We start from the raw sequence: 17,898 nt of genomic DNA on the forward strand, positions 1-17,898 counted from the left end.
GCACCAATGTGGGGGAACGTCGGACCTCGGGTGGCACATCTGTCGCCGTTGGAACGGGTACGACTGCGCCGGGTGGCGGTGCGGTACGCGATGCACGGCTGGGAGGTGACCCCCGGTGCCTGCCTGGCGCGCAGCCGCTTCGTCTGCGGGCGGGCCGGCTGCCCGACGGTCGGCTGCCATCCGGCCCTGGAGAACTGGGAGCACGCCGCGAGCGCCGATCCGGCCCGGGTGGCGAACTGGTGGCGGGCCCGGCCGTACAGCGTACTGCTGCCCACCGGGCACTCCTTCGACGTGCTGGAGATCCCCGCCGACCTGGGGCGCCGCGTCCTGGAAGCGGTCCGCGCCCATCCGGCCGGTCCGGGCGTACGCGGACCGGTGCTGATCACCCCGACCGGGCGGTGGATGTTCCTGGTACGCCCGGGCGACCCGCTGCGTCCCGAGTTGGAGCACTGTCTACAGGTGGTACGGCACGGTCCCGGCTCCTGGATCGCCGCACCCCCCACCCGGCTGCCCGAGGGTCAGGTCCGCTGGGTGGTGGCTCCGGAACAGGCCCGCTGGCAACTGCCCGACTCCTACCTGGTGCAGAACACCCTGATCGGCGCCCTGCGGGCCACCGGGGTCAACCTGGTGCCGGCGCTGGTGCCCGGTCATCTGCCGCTGCCCCGCCGGGGCGGATGAGCGGTCGCCTTCCCGGACAGCGACGCCACCCGTGCGCCGGTCGTTGAACACCACGACGGCGCGTCAGCGCCGGGAGCGGGGATCGGCGATGTCCACGGACGACACCACACACCACCCGAACGGTGCCGAGCCGCCACGGCGGCACCGACCCGGCCGACGGTGGGCCGCCACCCGCCCGCCGGGGGCGCGCCCCGGGTCACCCAGACCGCTCGGCACCCGCCCCGCGACCACCCACCGGCCGATGCGCTGGCTGTGACCGGGCCTGGGACCTCCTGCCCTTTTGCGGCTGTAACGGGGGCAAACCGCACGAGCGGCCCGACTGGTGGGCAGAAAATCCCGGGCCGGGCGGCCCGAGCTGCCGGGGGAAAGTAGCAGCAGGAGAAGCGCGTGAGCCGTGACCCCAGTGGGTATTCCGCCTCGCCGTTGCTGAACGCGTGAGGGGAAGGCACATGCTCAGCAAAGAGGATCAGCGCAGGTTCGATCAGATCACCCGCAATCTACGGGAGAGTGACCCGGCGTTCTTCGCCCGGCTCGACAACCGGGCCCGGGGTCGACGAGGGCGGTGGCTGCTGCTGTTGACCATTCTGCTGTGGGCGGCGCTACCGGCGACGACCGTGGCGTTCGGCCGACTGACCGGGGCGATCTTCGCCGCGGTGCTGCTGACCAACGCGGTACTCATGTGGCGGTTCCGCCGACGCTGGCTCTGAACACCGCCGCGGCTCGACCGGACCGCTCACTCACCAAGCTGGCGGTACGCCTGCCGCAGCCGCTCCAGCAGACCCGGTCCACCGATCGCCGGTGCGGGTGCACCGAGCTGCCGCAACAGCAGATCCGGACGGCTCGCCAGGCTGGGCGGGCGATCCGGCAGGGGCACCGGCGGCAGCCAGAACCGGTCGAGGGTCTCCGCCAAGGGCGCGACAGGCAGGTCGGCGAGGGCTCGCACCGCCCCGGCCGCCGGCCGACCCACACCGGACTCGACTGGCGGTTCGTCCGTCGACTCGGTGACTGCCGGCTGGCCTGCCGACTCGGTGGCTGGTGGGCGGGTGGGGTCCGGCTCGGTGTGGGCGCCGCGCAGCGCGCGGAGCCGGTCGAGCAGGTCCTGGCGGCTGCGGCCGCGCCAGTGCAGCAGGGCGAACGGATCCGCGTCGAAGGCCTCGGCGAGCAGGTAGAAGGTGGCCGCCAGGTGTTTGCAGGGGATTGCCCCGTCCGGGCAGGAGCAGCGTTGCTCCAGCTCGGTCACGGTGGCCGGGAACAGGGGCGCGCTGGCTGCGGCGAACAGCTCCTCCAGCTCGGCCGGCAGATCACCGGCCAGCAGCCGGGCGCTGAAGAACGCCTGCGCGGCCAGTTGGGCCTCGATCCGCTGCCACAGCGGGTCCGGAAACCGCGGCAGGGCGATGTGGACCTGGTACGGCCGGGGTCGGGAGCCCTGCACCGACGCGCTCACCATGCCGGGGGCGATGTCGAGGCGTACCACCTGACCGGCGCGGGCGTACGCGCGGCCCCGGGTCAGTCGGGTGCCGAGGGCGAAGGACTCCAGCACCTCCAGGAACCGCCGCGACCACCAGGACACCCCGATGGCGCCTCGGGCGCTGCGGGCCCGCAGCCCGCCCTCGACCCGGCGTGGCCGCCCGTAGTCGGCGAACCGGCCGGTGGGACCGGTCACTGCGCCACCGCCCCGGCCTCCAACTGGAACAACTCGCGCAGCTGGCCGCTGGAGAGTTCGGTGATCCACTGTTCGCCGGCGCCGACCACGGAGGCGGCCAGCCCCCGTTTGTCCGCGATCAGGGCCGCGACCTTCTCCTCCACCGTCCCGGCACAGACGAACTTGCGGACCTGCACCCGGCGGCGCTGGCCGATCCGGAAGGCCCGGTCGGTGGCCTGGTCCTCCACGGCCGGGTTCCACCACCGGTCGACATGCACGACATGGTTGGCGGCGGTCAGGGTCAGCCCGGTGCCACCGGCCTTGAGGGAGAGCACGAACAGGGCCGGGCCGTCGTCGGACTGGAACCGGGTCACCAACTCGTCCCGGTCGGCCTTGCCGAGGCCGCCGTGCAGGAACAGCACCTCCCGGCCGAAGCGGGCCGACAGGTGGCCGCGCAGCATCCCGCCGAACTCCGCGTACTGGGTGAACATCAGGGCCTTCTCCCCTGCCGCGAGTACCTCGTCGAGGATCTCCTCCAACCGGGCCAGCTTGCCGGAGCGCCCGTCCAACGCCGAACCGTCGCGCAGCAACTGGGCGGGATGGTTGCAGACCTGCTTGAGCCGGGTCATCGTGGCCAGCACCAGGCCGCGCCGCTCGATGCCCTCGCTGCTCTCGATCCGGGCCATCATGTCGTCGACCACCACCTGGTAGAGCGCCGCCTGCTCGGCGGTCAGGTTGCAGACGACCTCCATCTCCAGCTTCTCCGGCAGATCCGAGATGATCGACGAGTCGGTCTTGAGTCGGCGCAGCACGAACGGGCCGGTGATCCGGCGCAGCCGCTCGGCGGTCTCGGTGTCACCGTGCCGCTCGATCGGCTCGGCGAAGCGCTTACGGAAGGTCGCCGCCGGGCCGAGCAGCCCCGGGTTGGCGAACTGCATGATGGACCACAGATCGGCCAGCCGGTTCTCCACCGGCGTACCGGTCACCGCGATCCGGTGCCGGGCGGGCAGCGTACGGACCGCCTCGGCCTGCCGGGTGGCGGCGTTCTTCACCGCCTGCGCCTCGTCGAGCACCACCCGGTGCCAGTCGACCCCGGCCAGGTCCGCCGCGTCCCGGGCCGCCGTCGGATAGGTGGTGAGCACCAGATCCGCGGCCTGCACGGCGTCGCCGAACTCGGCGCCCCGGGCCCGCTGCGCGCCGTGGTGCACATGCACCCGCAGCTCCGGGGTGAACCGGGCCGCCTCCCGCTGCCAGTTGCCGACCAGCGACATCGGACACACCAGCAGGGTCGGCCCGGCCTGCGGCGGGTCGGCCGCGAACAACGCCAACAGCTGCACCGTCTTACCCAGGCCCATGTCGTCGGCGAGCACCCCGCCCAGCCCCAGCGACTGGAGGAAGGTCATCCAGGAAAGACCCCGACGTTGGTACGGCCGCAGGGTGCCGGCGAACGAGGGCGGCTCGGTCAGCGGGGCCAGCCGCTGCTCCACCGACCCGGCCAGCAGATCCCCCAACGCCCCGTCGGCGCTGACCTCCAGCACCGGCAGGGCGTCCGGCTGTTCGGCGTCGGCGAGCCCCAGCCGGAGCAGGTCGGCGACGGTCAACTCGCCGGTGGAGCGCAGCAGCCGCAGACCGGCGGCGAGCCGCTTGGGATCCAGTTCCACCCAGCGCCCCCGCAGCCGTACCAGCGGGGTCTTCAGGTCGGCCAGGTGGGCCAACTCCTCCGCGGTCAACGGCTGATCGCCCAGGGCGATCTCCCAGCGGTAGTCGACGAGCGCCGTCAACCCGACCCGCTCACCGGCGCCGGTCACCGTGCCGGGTGCGGTACGGGAACTGGCCCGCAGCCGCGCGCCGAGCCGTGCCGAGGGCCGCTGCCACCACGAGGGCAGCAGCACGGTGAACCCGGCCGCGTGCAGCATCGGGGCACCTTCGCGCAGGAACCGGTGGGCCCCTTCGGCGTCCAACTCCAACGCCTGCGGGGTGGCCGTCCGCAGCGCCGTGTCCACCTGTGGCCACAGCCTGCTGGCCCGACCCAGCTCGGCCAGCAGGGTCTCCTGCGGGCTGTCCACCATGGGCATGGCCGCACCGCGCCAGATGTCGGCGGCGTCGACATGGGTACCCGAGTCGTCGGCCGCGCGGAGTCCGAACTCCACCCGCCAGGTCTCCCCGGTCGCCACGACGGCGTCCGGGTCGGCGGGTACCACGGTCAGGGGCTCCTCGATCTCGTCGTCGGCCGGTTCGACGAGCCGGAAGCTGGCCCGTACCGCCCCGCCGGCCGCGTCCCGCTGCCAGGTCTCCAGTTCGTCGCGCAGGACCTGCAACCCCGCCGGTTCGGCGGTGAACTCGCGCTGGGGGCCGGTGAGCGCGGCGAGCCAGGCCGTCACCGCACCCTCGCGGCGGGCCCCCCGGGTCAGGGTGGTCTGCGGCAGCGCCGCCCGCACCGCCGCGTCGGTGAGCACATCGAGCGCGTCCCCCACCAGCAGCCCCGGCCCCGGATCCCCCTGCCCGGACCCCACCCGCCCACCGGCCCCGGCCTTCCCCGCAGGCACGCCTGCCTGCGTCACGGGCAGGTCCGGCTGTGTCGCGCGCGGGGCCGGTTGGGCCGGCCTTCCGGGTGGCTCCGCCGCGGTCGGCATCGTGGGCAGGTCCACCTCGACCACCGCGCGGGCGGCCGGTGGTAGGGCCAGCGCCAACGCCCGGGCCCAGGCGGCGTCGGTGCCGGTGAGCAGGGGTCGCCACAACGCACGGGCCCCGGCCTCGTCCCCGGCGCCCCGGGCGCGACTACCGGGGGCGGGGCGCGAAGAGGCCGCCCGGCGAGACCCTGGACCGGAAGTGGTGCGAGCCGCCCGGCCAGAGGCCGCCGTGCGGGTGGCCGCAGGAACCGTCGGGGTGGGCAGGAGGGTCAGGCCGGGCAGGACCCGGCCCCGGGTGGCCAGGTCGGCGGCGAAGGTGGCCAACTCCGCCAGGTGCCGCAGGGTCGCACCGGGTACGGCGGCCAACTCGTCGAGGGCACGCAGCAACGGCAGGGCCGCATCCGGGGCGTACCCCAGGATGGGCACCCGCCACCCGGCGAGGGTGACCGGGCCGCGGGCCGGTTCCACGACGGTGGTCCGGACCAGTTCCGGGGAGTCGACCGGTGATCCGGAGCGGGTGGGCAGGCGCAGCAGCGCGGTGCCGAGATCGGTCGGCTCGGCGGCCTCCCCGGACACCGCGACCAGGGTGGCGTGATCAGCGGCGAAGGGGTGCGGACGCTCCCGGGGTACCCGACCGGGACGTCGGGGGGCCTGCGGCGCCAAGGTGCTGTCCTCGCCCCAGACGGCGAGCCCTCGGCCCGGCAGCCACATCCCGTGGACGACCAGCACCCACACTCCCCCTTGCTGAACGGAAGGGCCCCTTCTCAACGCCTCCGGGGACCCCGCTTGACACCTGGATCAGGATAGGCCGACCCCGCCGACCACCTTCGCCGTGGCCGTGGCCGCGAGCAGGATTGCATGATCGCGCTCGATCCGGGATCGAGTGGCTATCCTCGGCTCCGAGGCCACTCGAACCTACATCGAGCACGATCATGGCCTGCCCACCGACGCGACCCTGGCGTGCCGGCGTGCCAGCGGGCACGGCTGATGCTGTGGGGTCAGAGGGCGCCGGTGGCGCCGTCGGTGAGTTCCCGGAGGATGTCGGCGTGTCCGACGTGCCGGGCGGTCTCCTCGATCATGTGCACCAGGATCCAGCGCACCGACACCTCGCCGAGCTGCGGGTGTGGCACGACATGGTCGAGGTCGAAGCGTCCCACGATCTCCCGGGACCGGCCACAAACCTGTTGGTAGTCGGCGACCAGCCGCTCCGCGGTGTCGCCCTCGGCGAGGGTGAAGCTGGCCAGCGCGGACTCCTCGGTGGTCGGGAAGGTCTCTCCCGGCGAGGGTTCCAGCAGGATGTGGAACCAGTTGTACTCGATCTCGGTGAGGTGTTTGACCAGCCCGGCGAGGGTGGTCGCCGAGGGCAGCAGCCGGCGGGCCGCGTCGGCGTCGGCAAGCCCCTGGACCTTGCGCAGCAGGACCGCCCGGTGGAAATCAAGGAAGGATTCGAGGATCTCCCGCTCCCCGGCGGTCCGGTTCACCACGGGTCCGAGCGTCGGGTCGATCGCAATCTCCGCCATGTCGACACGCTATCCCCCTCCGCCGGGTCGACCTACGAGCGAGCCGGTGCGCCGAGGTGTATCCGCTGCGGTGACGCGGCACACGGGGCAGGATGGGCGCATGGCAGCAACGGTTGAGATCCCGCTGGTGGGCGGTTCGGCAGACGGCCAGCACGTCACCGTCGAGTTGGATCCGAACAATCGGCCCCCGTTGACCCACCATCACATGGGGTCGGGGGGCCTGGCCGAGGCGGACATCTACGAGCTCGAAATGGTCGATGCCGAGGCCCGGCAGTGGTGTTACCGCTGGCGCGGCCCGGCCGTCTGACCGCGCCCGCCAGCCGCCTACCTCCGCCGGCACCGGCCGCAGAGTCCGCAAGAACCGCTCAGCCACCTCCGGCAAGAACGGCCCAGGCGCCGTCGGGCGAGAACCGCTCAGCCACCTCCGAGCAAGAGCGGCCCACGCGAGCGCGGCTCAGGCGCCGACCTTGACCAGGGAGCGGTGGCGCAGGCTATCCAACACCGCCCGGGTCACCTGGGAGGTGCCCCGGGCCTCCTCGCAGACCTGGGCCACCCGCTGGGCGGTGGTCTCGGCCCGCTGTTCACGTTCGTCCCACAGTTGGTCGACCTCGGCCAGCAACGGGCCCTCCACCTCCCGCTCCACCCCGCGCAGGGCCGGCACCCCCAGTCGCTGGGCCAGGTCGAAGACCTTGCCGGCGTACGGCAGGGGGAGAAACGGCGTACCCATCGTCGCGGCGAAGATCAGGAAGTGCAGCCGCATCCCGACCGCCAGGTCCAGGTGACGCATCAGACCGACCACCTGCTGCGGGCTGTAGGTGCCGTGCAGGATCCGGCCCCGCTCGGCGGCGATCATGTGCGACAGCACCCCGTGGGAGTGCCGGATGTCGTCGCGTTCCATCGGCACGAACAACACGTGCGCGTCTATCCGGTGCACCAGGAAGTCACCGATCTGGGCGAGCAGGCGGTGGTAGCCGTCCACGTCGAGTCGTTCCGCGGCCCGGCCCGGCTCCCGCACACTCATCCCGACCAGCCGCTTGCCGGCCGGTACCCCCTCCTCGCGCAGCAGTTGCGCCGGGAACTCCTCCGGTTGCAGCAGGAACGCCGGGTCGGCGGTGACGGTGATCGGGTTGAGCAACCCGGCCTCTTCCAGCACCATCCGCGACTCCTGATCGCGTACGGTCACCTGGGTGGCACCGGCCAGGGTTTCGCGCACCATGCCGGTGTCCACCATGTCGCTCAGGGGCCCGACCCCCACCGCGTAGGTCAGCACCGGTAGACCCCGTTCCTGCGCGACCCGGACGACCCGCAGGTACCGGCGGGCCTCCTTGTCGTAGAGGATCCCGCCACCGCCGAGAATGAGCAGGTCGAGCTGGGACAGTACGAGGGCGGAGTCGGTGCGGCTGACCCCTTCCCACGGCACGGCCTCCACATATGGGTGGGCGACCTTGGTGTGTGCGGGGTTGCGCGAGAAGACGATGATCCGAGCGTTGGGCTCCTGCTGACGCAGATCGGTCAGCAGGCCGGTGAGGATGGCCTCGTCGCCGAGGTTACGGCCGCCGTATGAGCCGAGCACGCCGATGGTCAGTCCGCCACGCGTCATCCGTCGCTCCTCCCCAGGTGCGTCGGATCAAGGTTTCCCCGCTGCACCGCCGAACAGTCATCGCCGGGCCGCCGGGCCACCCTCCGGGCCGGGGTGGCTGCCTCAGCCTCCGGGCGGGACTCCCCCGGCCAGGCGGGACACCAGGGCGGCGACGACCTCATCCGGGTCGAATCCGGTGTCGATCGAGGTGGTGAGCAGGTCGAGCAGGAGCCCGTCCACGGCGTAGCGCAGCAGGGCCACCTCGAACGCGCCGCCGGGCAGGCCGGCGGCCAGGTGGTACGCGACATCGGCGCGGTAGCCCCGACGCAGGGTGTCGCCGAGGATGCGGGCCAGGTCGGGGCGGCGGACCGACTCCAGACGCAGTTCGATCAGGGCACGGGTGAGTTCCGGGTGCCGGGTGGTCCGCTCGACGATGTACCGGACATAGTCCGTGAGCAGGGCCGGGGAGGGCGGGCGGGCGGCCAGTTCCGCCACGACGGTGTCGTCCGGTGCGAACCGCTCGAAGATCCGCTCCCCGAGGGCCCCGAGCAGGGCGTCCCGGGAGCGGAAGTAGTTGACGGCGGTGCCGATCGGCACCCCCGCCTCGGCGTCCACGGCCCGGTGGGTCAGCCCCCGGGCGCCGTGGGCGGCCAGCACCCGCAGCCCGGCGTCCGCCAGGGCCGCCCGCCGCTCCGGGTTGCGTGCCACCGGAAAACCCTAACAGCAACCACAACATCTGTTGTACGTTGACACAACCACAACATCCGTAGTGATTGGAGTACCCCTTGCGTAAGCTCGTCTACTACGTGGCCAGCACCATCGACGGCTTCATCGCCGCCCCGGACGGGTCGTACGACTTCTTCGACCTGCACCCCGACCCGGCAGGCCCCCTGGTGACGCGGTGGCCGCAGACCTTCCCGACCTTCGCTCACCAGCAGCTCGGCATCGACCGACCGCAGGGCCGGTTCGACACGGTCCTGATGGGCCGAGCCACCTACGAGCCCGCCCTGCACCTGGGCGTCACCAGCCCGTACGCCCACCTCAAGCAGTACGTCTTCGCCCGCTCGCTGCCCCCCTCCGAGGACCCGGCGGTGGAGATCGTCTCCGGCGATCCGGTGACCTTCGTCCGCGACCTCAAGGGCCGTCCCGGCGCCGACATCTGGCTCTGCGGCGGCGGCCGGCTCGCCGGTCAACTCGTCTCCGAAGTGGACGAGTGGGTGGTCAAGGTCAACCCCGTCGTCGCCGGCAGCGGCATTCCGCTGGTCGACCACTCCTTCACCCCACAGCGCCTGACCCTGGTGGACACCATCCCCGCCGGGCGCGGAGTCGTCCTCCTGCACTACACCCGATGACCACCGCCGCCCTCGCCCCTCGCTCGCTCGCCCGCCCGGCAACTTAGGGGATGTTGCTGCCTCGGCACGCGGGTCAGGCAGCAACATCCCGGAAGTTGCCACCACGGCAGACCCCGGCGGGTGATGGGGGTGGATTGTCGGTGGCGGGACTTAGCATCGTCGACATGGCGACTCGGCTGGTGCAGATCAATATGAAGGCTCGGGACGACGACGCGCTGGGCCGCTTCTGGGCGCAGGTGCTCGGGTGGGGGGTCTCCAGCGAGGGGCCGAGGGTGACCAACCTCGAACCGGAGGATTCCGTCTACCCCGACCCCGTCGCCGTCTGCATCGACCTCGTCGCCTACCCGGACGACCCCAAGACGGTGAAGAACCGCGTGCATGTCGACCTCGCCACCACCTCGGCGGCCCATCATGCGGAATTGATCGCCCGCCTGACGGAACTCGGGGCGACCCCCGCCGACATCGGCCAGGGTGACGTGCCGTGGACGGTCATGGCCGACCCGGAGGGCAACGAGTTCTGCGTACTGGACTGGCGCACCTCGCCCCGAGACACCGGACCGATCGCGGCGATAGTGGCCGACTGCACGGACCCCCGGGCCATGGTCGACTTCTGGGGCAACGCCATGGACTGGACCGTGCACGAGGTCACCGACCACCACGCGGTGTTGCGCTCCGCCAAGGGCGTCGGCCCCTACCTGCGGTTTGTCCGTACCCCCGACGTGAAGACGGTGTGGAATCGCGTCCACCTCGACGTCCGCCCGTACCCCGGTGACGACCTGGCGGCCGAGGCGGCCAGGCTGCGGACGCTCGGCGCCACCCCCGTCGACCTGGACGACGATGTCCACTGGAAGGTCCTCGCCGACCCGGAGGGCAACGAGTTCTGTCTGCTCACCCCGCGCTGACCCGACCCTCCGGCACACCGCCGTCGAACATGGCGCGGCCAGCAGCGGCGCTACCGCGATGGACGACGCCATGCGCCGAGCGCTCGGCAAGCGCGACGGTCGGCTCTCGCGAGGTGATCGACTCCGTTACGCCGTAATGGCGGTTTCCGGCTCGCCTGGACTCCGCCGTTTCGCCGTAACGGTGCGGGCACCCCGGCTCCACCGCCGTTGGTGCTGGTGGGCGCGGCAGGTTTCGAACCTGCGACCCCTCGCTTGTAAGTTCTGGGCGCTTCGTCCGCCGGGGTCCGTCCGCATCACTGACCTCAGGCCGGCGTCCGGCGTCGGTCCTCACTGAGTGGCTTCGTCCGCGCCTGTTGCTGTCACCGTTGCTGTCGACAGATAGCCGCGCGCTCGGATCAATCATCCTCGTCCAGGAGCCAAACGCCCCCGGCGGGCCCAGGCAGTCCGATGATGACGAAACGACCCGAAACGGTGTAATACCCTCAGATTCGAGGGTGCCTTGGCTCCCCGGTTGCGCATCAACGTCAGGCACTGTCGCTAGCTCCTGACATCTCCTGTCATGTTGGCGACAGGCAAAACACCTGTATCCCCTACGGTTCGTAGACTCCATTAGCAATCTCCGACATTGTATTTGCTTAGGGCGGAACTCGACTTGTCGAACAAAAGAACAACTTTCCGGCAGAGATCTTGGGGTGCATGGGCGGGTGACCTGCGAGAACTAGAGGCTATTGCCGGCATACTTCGGGAGAGCACCCGAGAGCGCCAGCAGACAGCCGCGAAGGAACTGGAAGATCTCATTGAGAGCATCGGCAATGAGTCGCAAAAGGACGTCTCCGATCTAATCAGAAGCAAACTGAACAAGCTCAAGGCCTCCCACGAAAGAATCCTTACGGGGAAAGTCGAACTCTTCGTTCGCCTAGACGTTGAGGATCAACACGAGACAGTTTCGGGGCAAGTGGCCGAAGTGCTTTCGGAGCTTGACAGGCGTAGCACCAAGTCAGTCACGATGACCGCGAGCCCCTACCGATACCTGGCAGGAGATATTCATGATGTTGAGCAAGACGAAAACTCATCCCTGACCGAAGGGATCTATGTCCACCTAGGCAGTGGCGGACAGTTCAACCTCGTAGGAGCCGAGGTCCGGGTTTCGTCACCTGACACCGGATGGGCTCGATCAACCTTCGCCAGGCTAGTAGATGAAATTGAGAAAGGAGTACCTCGGTGGGCGCGCCTTCGTAAGCACATCATGATCCCCTTCGCCTTTCTCACTTCGGCATTTACCATATTAGGATTCGCTATTGGGTACTCACTTCAGGCCTACTGGAACGATTGGTGGCTGGCACCCTTCGGTGGAGCCTTCCTGGGCTTCATGAGCATTCCTTTTGCGTATGGAGAAAAGCTGTTTGGATGGCTATTCCCACCCTTTGAGGTAACGGGAGAAGGAAGTCAATCTTCCGGAGGTCGGAGAATAGCCTTCCTGACATCTGTCCTGATTTCAATTCCGATAGGCGTATTCGTTAACTCGATATCTTGAGTGGTCTCCATCCCGTCTGCCGTCGACCCGCCCTTCTGGGGAGCGGGCCGCCGCCCGGCCCGCCACGTCAAGACGGCCTTGACGGCTCGTACGGACGCTGGCGGGTCGGGCGGTGGTCTGCTCGGCTTGCCCGGGTCGACGGCAGACGGGATGGCTCCCACCGCAACCACCCACAGACCGCAAGCCGCCGACGGACCCCCGGCCATCCTGGAGCCGGAGCGCCCCCGCCGGAGGCGCAGTAACCGCAACCCGGCCATCAGCCCGCCGGCCGCCGACGGACCCGGCGTGCGCTCTCCTATGCCGCGCGGTGCTCGCCGCGCGGCCCGGCCGGCTGCCGGCCCCACTACCCCACCGGGAAACGGCTTGTCGTCATGCGGCGGCCCACCGGGCTACCCGCCCTCCGCGCCAGCCGCCGGGCGTGTTGCGTGGCCGGAGTCGGAGCGCCAGCGGAGCGACGGACGCGCGCCCAGGCGGCGGCGCGTGCGGCCCGTTCAGGGCCGCCTTGAAGACGTACAGAAAGTTTGAACCACATCACCGGCAGCCGGCCGCCTCGTGCCGTCGCCGAGCGGACACAGGATGGTGCGGACCTCGCGCGCTCCGTACCCTGGCGGCATGGCCGACCTCGTCGATACCGCTCGGGAAGTTGCGCGACATCTGTTGGAGACTCCGCTGCCTCGTCGATGGAGTCACGTCCAGGCGGTGGCCGCCAAGGCGGACCGGATCAGCGCAGCGGTACCGGTCGAGGATCGTGCGGTGCTCGTGGCGTCGGCGTGGCTGCATGACGTTGGCTATAGCCCCGACCTGGTCGACACCGGCTTTCACTCGCTCGATGGAGGCCGCTGGCTGCGGCGGGAGCGGTTCAACGAGCGGATTGCCGCCCTGGTGGCTCACCACTCCTGCGCCTGGCTGGAAGCCGAAGAGCGTGGGCTCGGTGAGGTCCTGGCCGCCGAGTTCACTCGGGAGGAAACCGCAGTAACTGACGCGCTCTGCTTCTCGGACATGACGACGGGGCCGGACGGGCAAGACTTCGAGGTGTTGGAGCGGCTGGCGGAGATTCGGTCGCGGTACGGGCCGGAGCACCTGGTTACCCGGTTCATCGGCCGGGCGGAACCGGAGATGGTCGCCGCTGTGCAGCGGACTCAACAGCGGCTTGTCGGCAGCGTTCCTCAGCCGATGTAGGGCTCGGCTCGGTCCTCGTAGCCGTGGGTGATTCGGAGCAGGGTCGACGGGTGGATGTCGTAGACGGCCAGCTCGTCGCGGGCCACCCAGCGGACTTCGCTTGACTCGTCGCTTGGGGTCGGGGTGCCGTTGACGGGTGCGGCGCGGAAGCAGAGCGAGAACTGCTGTCGTACTTCGCCGTCCGAGTAGGCGACTACGTGGCCTGGGTCGGAGTAGACGCCGACGATGCCGGTCACCTCGACCGTGATGCCGGTTTCCTCGTGGGTCTCCCGGACCGCTGTCTCTGCGACCGACTCGCCGATCTCCTGGCCACCGCCGGGCAGGGACCATAGGCCGTTGTCGGTGCGCTGGATGAGCAGCACTCGCCCCTGCTTGTCGCGGACGAAGACGGAGACGGCCACGACGATGCTGTTGGCCTTCGGCGCGTTCGGGTCGTGGTAGTGCTCGGTCCTCGCCATGTACCTAGGGTGCCACCTCGTGGCCTGGCTGCGCTTTCGATGCGCGGAGCACTCTGTCGAAGCTGTCGGAGTAGGTTCGGAATAGGTCTCCGCCGTTGAGCTTGCGCAGGTGCATCACGGGCGCGTGTGGTGCCGGGAACCCGAGTACGTGCATGTTCACGAGCATCTCGTCGTCAAAACGGTAGATCGAGTTGTACAGGGTCGTCTCGTGGTAGCGCACCGTGACCTTGTCCGCGCCTTTAAGCTGGTTGTAGTACTGCTCGACCTGTCGGATCTTTGCGGCCATGACTCCGGGTCCGCCTTCCTCGACGCTTCTCCGTTCGATCGCGGCGCTGGTCGGGTCACCAAGCAGAATGGTCACTTCGACCCCGTCCTCAGCTTTTTGACGCAAGGTGTCGATAAGTCTCGGGTCCTGCTCTACGAGAAAGAGTCCGGCGTAGGCGAGTACGTCAATCCGCTTCTCGGCTCGCTCGATCAGTTGATGCCACAGGTCGTACGGCACCGATGAGCGACGGGTGTAGAGGTGAACCATCTCGCTCTGGCCGATTTTCGACGCCTTCTCCGGGGTCACGGCTCTCGGCCAGAGGTAGGGCACATCCATTCGCACCATCGCCGCGATGGCGTGCTGATGGCGTGGATACGGCGTGCGGTCCTGCGTGATCCACCGTTCCACCGTCTTCGGGTCGACGCCGATTCGCTCGGCCACCGCGACCGGAGTCAGGCCGTTTCGCAGGATGGCATCGCGCAGCCGTTCGTTCGCCATCGAACCCTCCTCAAGGGACGACTAGGGACGCATCCATGCTAACCAAGACGTCCTTTAGTCGTCCAGCCCTTCGGATGGGCTGTCTCCTGGAATCGGGGAGTCTCTTTTCCAGAGAGGCCACGAGCAAGAGTCCACCGGGGACGAGCTCAACGACTGGCCCGAGACACAGGAGGTCTTTAAGTGAAGCTGTACGTGGACACCAAGGCGAAGCAGGTGACGGTGTCGAAGGACCCGGAGCCGAAGAACGACCAGAACGGCAATCAGCGGTCGGAGAAGGGAACGGGCCGGCTCATGTGGTCCACCCAGGTCTTCGTTCTCGACGAGAACGGCGGTGAGGTCATCACCATCACCACGGCGGGTGAGAAGCCGAGTGTGATGGTGGGGCAGCTCATCGAGGTCGAGCAGTTGGAGGCCATCCCGTGGGCGACCAACGGGCGTAACGGCGTCGCGTTCCGTGCGATCTCGCTGAAGCCGAAGGCTGGTGCCTCGGCCAAGTAAGTCCTTCGCACAGCGTGCTGTGTGAAGCCTGCGGTGTCTCCTCGCGCATCTGCGCGTGTAGCGGTCTGATGGTCCGCTGATCTGTTCCATGACGTCCGGAAACGGTTCTGGCTCGCACGTTTCCGGCCGGTGGCCATGTCAGGTGGTCACAACCCTATGAGGCGCGGGGTCGGTACTGGCTCGCATACCTGCCGACCCCGCCTGCCTTCCAACCCGTCCGCCCCTTTTCTCTCTTGGGGAGTGGTTGTCGTGCTCATTTCCGCTGTCGTGTTCGCCGTCGTCGCGGCGACGTTCTACGCCGGTCACCAGGTGGCCGATCACGTGTTCGGCCAGTCCGACAAGCAGGCCGCGCACAAGGCCGCGCCGGGCTGGCACGGCTGGCGTCATCTGCTGGGCCACGTCGTGGCCTATCACCTCGTGGTGGTGGTCATGTTGGCCGTCACCATCGTCGCGTTGGAGCTGCCCGTCACTGCCCTCGGCCTCGTCGCCGGGCTGGGTTTCTCCGCGATCAGTCACGCGATTCTCGACCGGCGTTGGCCGGTCAGGTGGCTGCTGACCCACACCGGCAGTAGCGATTTCGCGGACCGTCAGGCCCCGATCTGCGGGATGTACCTGGCCGACCAGTCCCTACACGCCGCGTGCCTGTGGGCGTCGTCCCTGCTCATCGCCTGTCTCTAAACCCCTCAACGAAGGGAGCCCTGTGATGGGCAAAAAGTATCTGTTCAGCGAGGACAGCAACGGCCGGACCCGTGAGGTCAAGGTCGATCCGAAGCACCTCGACAAGCAGATCCGCGAGGAACGCGCTGCCGGGCGTACCCCGACCGTTCTCGACGAGGACGAGCGCATCCGCTTCGGGCTGCTCGCCCAGAAGCTGCGGGACAACAGCTGACCTTCGGTCAGCGTTCCGGAATTTCGAGCACGGGGCCGGTACTGGCTCGCAACCTGCCGACCCCGGGCTCTCCAACCCATCCACCCCAATCACTTGGGAGGACGTGTTATGTCCAAGTCTAGCTCTCGCCGCCCGTTTGGCGGGAAGTCAACCGGAACGGTAACGGTCATCGAGGCCCGCGTTCATCGTTCCTGGGCTCGGAACGCCCGGATGGCGTTCGTCCTGACGGCGGTCATCGTCGGTCTGTTGGCGGCTGTGGTAGCCGCTTCGTACATGCACCCGATTCTCGCCCTGTTCGTCGGTGTGTTCGTCGGCGTGCCGCTGGGTGGGATCGTGTGGGTGCTGGTCCGTGTCTGGCCGGTGATCCGGCTGTTGTGGTGGTGGACCCCGGAAATCGTCCTCACCGGTCTGCTCCTGACCGGCTGGGTCCAACTCGCCGCGAACACTTCGACGTTGGTGACGTTGCTCGTTGTCGCCCTGGTCGTGGGTGTGCCGGCTGGTGTTCCGGTGATCCGCCGCCGTGTGGTGGCGTGGGGATGGTGCCTCGTCGTGCGGCATCGGCTACGGGTGTGCTTCGCGCAGTTCATCATCGCCAACCAGTCCGGCTCGCTGCCGCTGATCCTGTGGGCCGTGCCGACTCCGGTCGGTGAGCGGGTGTGGGTGTACCTGCGCCCTGGCCTGTCGGTCAAGGACCTCGAATCACGGCTCGACAAGATCGCCGTGACCTGCCACGCCTCCACCGTGCTCATCGAACGCGCCTCCGACGGCAACTCCGCCTACGTGCGGTTCGACATCAAACGCCGCGAAGTGCTGAACGCCAACGTCGCCTCGCCGCTGATCGACGTGATCGACCCGGACACCCCCACCGTCGAGCAGGCACCCCCGGTGGTGCCGACCGCTCTGGACCTGCCCGACGTGCAGGCCCCCACCATCACCCTGCCCAAACAGGGCGGCACGGCCGACCGGAAGCCAGCCGCCACCTCGGCCAACGGCAGCAAGCCCGCGGCTACCTCGGCGGATGCCGACGACGTTTCCGACTGGATCTGACCCCTTCCCACCAGGACGCGGGGAGCCGTCACGGCTCGTTCGTGTGGCTTCTCGCGCCCACCAACGCCCAAGGAGGGCAACCCATGGCTACCGCTACCGTCTCCCCTTCTGTGGGGATTCCGGTGGGGCCCGGTCTGTCGATGTTCGACCCGATCTTTATCGGCATCGACGAGTTCGGCCAGCCCGTCTACATCACTCTCGCTTACCGCAACCTCCTCGCTGGTGGTGAACCCGGTGGAGGTAAGTCCGGGCTGCTCAACGCCATCGCCGCCCACGCCGCCCTCTCCGTCGACAGCCGCCTTGTGCTGCTGGACGGCAAGCTCGTCGAGCTGGGGCAGTGGGAGGACTCGGCCGATGCGTTCATCGGCCCGGACATGCCCGCCGCCCTGGATGTGCTGCGGCGGCTCCAGGTTGTGATGAACAACCGCTACGCCTGGCTGCGCGCTCACAACCGGCGCAAGGTCACCGCCGCCGACCGCCTGTCGGTGATTACGGTCCTGGTCGACGAAATCGCCTTCTACAGCGCGACGGTCGGCAGCAAGCAGGAACAGGAAGAATTCATCTCCCTGCTGCGGGACCTGGTCGCCCGTGGCCGTGCCGCCGGTATCCCGGTGGTCGCCGCGACCCAGCGGCCGTCCTTCGACATCATCCCCACCAGCCTGCGGGATCTGTTCGGCTACCGGGCGGCGTTCCGCTGCACCACCCCGAACAGTTCGAACATCGTGCTCGGTCACGGTTGGGCTGAGCAGGGCTACTCGGCCACCGACATCGCCCCCACCAACCAGGGCGCCGCTTACCTCATCGCCGAAGGCGGTGTCCCTCGCCGTATCAAGGTCGCCTACCTGTCCGATGCGCAGATTGCCGGTATCGCGGATTACGCCGCGTGGATTCGTCGGCCCGGCACCATCACCACCCCGCCCAGCTCTCCCGCTGATTGGGGGATGGCGGCATGACCACCCGCGAACGGGCCTACGCCAAGGCCAGTAACCAGCGGTTCAACCAGTTCACCGAAATGTGGATCGTCGGCAGTCCCGAGGACTTGGCCGCGATGATCCAGGCCGCCCGTGCCACGGGACGGCTCGTCTTCGTCTCCGAACCACACGCAATGGGCGGCGACGACACCCGCCACCGCCGCTACCTGCGGCTCCGTACCCACTAGCAGTCGACGGAACCGGCCTCAGCCGTGGAAAGCAGTCCGGTTCCGCCGACCTCCACCAAGCCCTTACT

The 17,898-nt window shown here is 69.1% G+C and carries 20 protein-coding genes and 1 pseudogene; 13 read left to right on the top strand and 8 right to left on the bottom strand.

Annotated elements, in window-relative coordinates:
- Positions 1-6: 6 nt before the first annotated feature.
- Complete coding sequence (locus ACLQ2T_RS20130) at positions 7-678, top strand: bifunctional DNA primase/polymerase (RefSeq protein ID WP_425767894.1); 672 nt, start codon at positions 7-9, stop codon at positions 676-678.
- Positions 679-1,127: 449 nt separating this feature from the next.
- Positions 1,128-1,385 carry a DUF3040 domain-containing protein gene (locus ACLQ2T_RS20135; protein ID WP_425767895.1) on the top strand — a complete coding sequence of 86 codons (258 nt, stop codon included), beginning with the start codon at positions 1,128-1,130 and terminating at the stop codon, positions 1,383-1,385.
- Between the two features lie 26 nt (positions 1,386-1,411).
- Here ACLQ2T_RS20135 and ACLQ2T_RS20140 read toward each other — a convergent pair whose 3' ends face one another.
- The 4 genes and pseudogenes from ACLQ2T_RS20140 to ACLQ2T_RS20155 all read right to left on the bottom strand — a co-directional run bounded on the left by ACLQ2T_RS20140 (position 1,412) and on the right by ACLQ2T_RS20155 (position 6,470).
- Positions 1,412-2,341, bottom strand: coding sequence for an SWIM zinc finger family protein (locus ACLQ2T_RS20140; RefSeq protein ID WP_425767896.1), 930 nt, complete (start codon positions 2,339-2,341; stop codon positions 1,412-1,414).
- Positions 2,338-4,953 (bottom strand): DEAD/DEAH box helicase, encoded by a 2,616-nt coding sequence (locus tag ACLQ2T_RS20145; protein ID WP_425767995.1) that lies wholly within the window; start codon positions 4,951-4,953, stop codon positions 2,338-2,340. The genes ACLQ2T_RS20140 and ACLQ2T_RS20145 overlap by 4 nt, the downstream gene beginning before the upstream one ends.
- Before the next feature lie 20 nt (positions 4,954-4,973).
- Positions 4,974-5,679: pseudogene (locus tag ACLQ2T_RS20150) on the bottom strand (ATP-dependent helicase); the annotation flags it as partial.
- A gap of 269 nt (positions 5,680-5,948) precedes the next feature.
- The gene (locus ACLQ2T_RS20155) at positions 5,949-6,470 is read right to left on the bottom strand and encodes a DinB family protein (RefSeq protein ID WP_425767897.1); all 522 of its coding nucleotides are present in this window, start codon (positions 6,468-6,470) and stop codon (positions 5,949-5,951) included.
- Between the two features lie 100 nt (positions 6,471-6,570).
- Here ACLQ2T_RS20155 and ACLQ2T_RS20160 point away from each other — a divergent pair, with 100 nt between their 5' ends.
- Positions 6,571-6,777, top strand: coding sequence for a hypothetical protein (locus tag ACLQ2T_RS20160; RefSeq protein ID WP_425767898.1), 207 nt, complete (start codon positions 6,571-6,573; stop codon positions 6,775-6,777).
- 147 nt (positions 6,778-6,924) lie between these two features.
- On the opposite strand, the gene ACLQ2T_RS20165 is transcribed toward ACLQ2T_RS20160, so the two are convergent.
- Together ACLQ2T_RS20165 and ACLQ2T_RS20170 are read right to left on the bottom strand one after the other, a co-directional pair.
- Positions 6,925-8,070, bottom strand: coding sequence for a polysaccharide pyruvyl transferase family protein (locus ACLQ2T_RS20165; protein WP_425767899.1), 1,146 nt, complete (start codon positions 8,068-8,070; stop codon positions 6,925-6,927).
- Between the two features lie 102 nt (positions 8,071-8,172).
- Positions 8,173-8,757: a TetR/AcrR family transcriptional regulator gene (locus ACLQ2T_RS20170; protein WP_425767900.1), complete on the bottom strand. Its 585-nt coding sequence runs from the start codon at positions 8,755-8,757 to the stop codon at positions 8,173-8,175.
- Positions 8,758-8,834: 77 nt separating this feature from the next.
- Here ACLQ2T_RS20170 and ACLQ2T_RS20175 point away from each other — a divergent pair, with 77 nt between their 5' ends.
- From ACLQ2T_RS20175 to ACLQ2T_RS20190, 4 genes are all read left to right on the top strand, one after another.
- Positions 8,835-9,401, top strand: coding sequence for a dihydrofolate reductase family protein (locus ACLQ2T_RS20175; protein WP_425767901.1), 567 nt, complete (start codon positions 8,835-8,837; stop codon positions 9,399-9,401).
- Between the two features lie 164 nt (positions 9,402-9,565).
- The gene (locus tag ACLQ2T_RS20180) at positions 9,566-10,303 is read left to right on the top strand and encodes a VOC family protein (RefSeq protein ID WP_425767902.1); all 738 of its coding nucleotides are present in this window, start codon (positions 9,566-9,568) and stop codon (positions 10,301-10,303) included.
- Positions 10,304-10,928: 625 nt separating this feature from the next.
- Positions 10,929-11,837: a hypothetical protein gene (locus tag ACLQ2T_RS20185; protein ID WP_425767903.1), complete on the top strand. Its 909-nt coding sequence runs from the start codon at positions 10,929-10,931 to the stop codon at positions 11,835-11,837.
- Positions 11,838-12,449: 612 nt separating this feature from the next.
- Positions 12,450-13,016 (top strand): HD domain-containing protein, encoded by a 567-nt coding sequence (locus ACLQ2T_RS20190; protein WP_425767904.1) that lies wholly within the window; start codon positions 12,450-12,452, stop codon positions 13,014-13,016.
- On the opposite strand, the gene ACLQ2T_RS20195 is transcribed toward ACLQ2T_RS20190, so the two are convergent.
- Together ACLQ2T_RS20195 and ACLQ2T_RS20200 are read right to left on the bottom strand one after the other, a co-directional pair.
- Positions 13,004-13,474, bottom strand: coding sequence for an NUDIX domain-containing protein (locus ACLQ2T_RS20195; RefSeq protein WP_425767905.1), 471 nt, complete (start codon positions 13,472-13,474; stop codon positions 13,004-13,006). The two genes, ACLQ2T_RS20190 and ACLQ2T_RS20195, sit on opposite strands and share 13 nt — an antisense overlap.
- Before the next feature lie 4 nt (positions 13,475-13,478).
- The gene (locus ACLQ2T_RS20200) at positions 13,479-14,237 is read right to left on the bottom strand and encodes an XRE family transcriptional regulator (protein ID WP_425767906.1); all 759 of its coding nucleotides are present in this window, start codon (positions 14,235-14,237) and stop codon (positions 13,479-13,481) included.
- Between the two features lie 180 nt (positions 14,238-14,417).
- Between ACLQ2T_RS20200 and ACLQ2T_RS20205 the strand changes: the two genes are divergently transcribed.
- The 6 genes from ACLQ2T_RS20205 to ACLQ2T_RS20230 all read left to right on the top strand — a co-directional run bounded on the left by ACLQ2T_RS20205 (position 14,418) and on the right by ACLQ2T_RS20230 (position 17,830).
- The gene (locus tag ACLQ2T_RS20205; RefSeq protein WP_425767907.1) at positions 14,418-14,735 is read left to right on the top strand and encodes a hypothetical protein; all 318 of its coding nucleotides are present in this window, start codon (positions 14,418-14,420) and stop codon (positions 14,733-14,735) included.
- 249 nt (positions 14,736-14,984) lie between these two features.
- Positions 14,985-15,413 carry a DUF3307 domain-containing protein gene (locus ACLQ2T_RS20210; protein WP_425767908.1) on the top strand — a complete coding sequence of 143 codons (429 nt, stop codon included), beginning with the start codon at positions 14,985-14,987 and terminating at the stop codon, positions 15,411-15,413.
- A gap of 25 nt (positions 15,414-15,438) precedes the next feature.
- Positions 15,439-15,624 (top strand): hypothetical protein, encoded by a 186-nt coding sequence (locus ACLQ2T_RS20215; RefSeq protein ID WP_425767909.1) that lies wholly within the window; start codon positions 15,439-15,441, stop codon positions 15,622-15,624.
- 108 nt (positions 15,625-15,732) lie between these two features.
- Positions 15,733-16,671, top strand: a complete 939-nt coding sequence (locus tag ACLQ2T_RS20220) for a hypothetical protein (RefSeq protein WP_425767910.1) — start codon at positions 15,733-15,735, stop codon at positions 16,669-16,671.
- Between the two features lie 83 nt (positions 16,672-16,754).
- Complete coding sequence (locus tag ACLQ2T_RS20225; protein ID WP_425767911.1) at positions 16,755-17,624, top strand: FtsK/SpoIIIE domain-containing protein; 870 nt, start codon at positions 16,755-16,757, stop codon at positions 17,622-17,624.
- Positions 17,621-17,830, top strand: coding sequence for a hypothetical protein (locus ACLQ2T_RS20230; RefSeq protein WP_425767912.1), 210 nt, complete (start codon positions 17,621-17,623; stop codon positions 17,828-17,830). Before ACLQ2T_RS20225 ends, ACLQ2T_RS20230 begins: the two co-directional genes overlap by 4 nt.
- Positions 17,831-17,898: the final 68 nt, after the last annotated feature.

The sequence above is a fragment of the Micromonospora sp. DT229 genome, from assembly GCF_049844505.1.
Classification (GTDB): Bacteria; Actinomycetota; Actinomycetes; order Mycobacteriales; family Micromonosporaceae; genus Micromonospora.

Bases quoted from the DNA above. Each gene is read 5' to 3' on its own strand.
- ACLQ2T_RS20130 (WP_425767894.1), top strand. From the start codon at position 7: ATGTGGGGGAACGTCGGACCTCGGGTGGCACATCTGTCGCCGTTGGAA.
- ACLQ2T_RS20135 (WP_425767895.1), top strand. From the start codon at position 1,128: ATGCTCAGCAAAGAGGATCAGCGCAGGTTCGATCAGATCACCCGCAAT.
- ACLQ2T_RS20145 (WP_425767995.1), bottom strand. From the start codon at position 4,953: ATGCCGACCGCGGCGGAGCCACCCGGAAGGCCGGCCCAACCGGCCCCG.
- ACLQ2T_RS20155 (WP_425767897.1), bottom strand. From the start codon at position 6,470: ATGGCGGAGATTGCGATCGACCCGACGCTCGGACCCGTGGTGAACCGG.
- ACLQ2T_RS20160 (WP_425767898.1), top strand. From the start codon at position 6,571: ATGGCAGCAACGGTTGAGATCCCGCTGGTGGGCGGTTCGGCAGACGGC.
- ACLQ2T_RS20165 (WP_425767899.1), bottom strand. From the start codon at position 8,070: ATGACGCGTGGCGGACTGACCATCGGCGTGCTCGGCTCATACGGCGGC.
- ACLQ2T_RS20180 (WP_425767902.1), top strand. From the start codon at position 9,566: ATGGCGACTCGGCTGGTGCAGATCAATATGAAGGCTCGGGACGACGAC.
- ACLQ2T_RS20190 (WP_425767904.1), top strand. From the start codon at position 12,450: ATGGCCGACCTCGTCGATACCGCTCGGGAAGTTGCGCGACATCTGTTG.
- ACLQ2T_RS20195 (WP_425767905.1), bottom strand. From the start codon at position 13,474: ATGGCGAGGACCGAGCACTACCACGACCCGAACGCGCCGAAGGCCAAC.
- ACLQ2T_RS20200 (WP_425767906.1), bottom strand. From the start codon at position 14,237: ATGGCGAACGAACGGCTGCGCGATGCCATCCTGCGAAACGGCCTGACT.
- ACLQ2T_RS20215 (WP_425767909.1), top strand. From the start codon at position 15,439: ATGGGCAAAAAGTATCTGTTCAGCGAGGACAGCAACGGCCGGACCCGT.
- ACLQ2T_RS20220 (WP_425767910.1), top strand. From the start codon at position 15,733: ATGTCCAAGTCTAGCTCTCGCCGCCCGTTTGGCGGGAAGTCAACCGGA.
- ACLQ2T_RS20225 (WP_425767911.1), top strand. From the start codon at position 16,755: ATGGCTACCGCTACCGTCTCCCCTTCTGTGGGGATTCCGGTGGGGCCC.
- ACLQ2T_RS20230 (WP_425767912.1), top strand. From the start codon at position 17,621: ATGACCACCCGCGAACGGGCCTACGCCAAGGCCAGTAACCAGCGGTTC.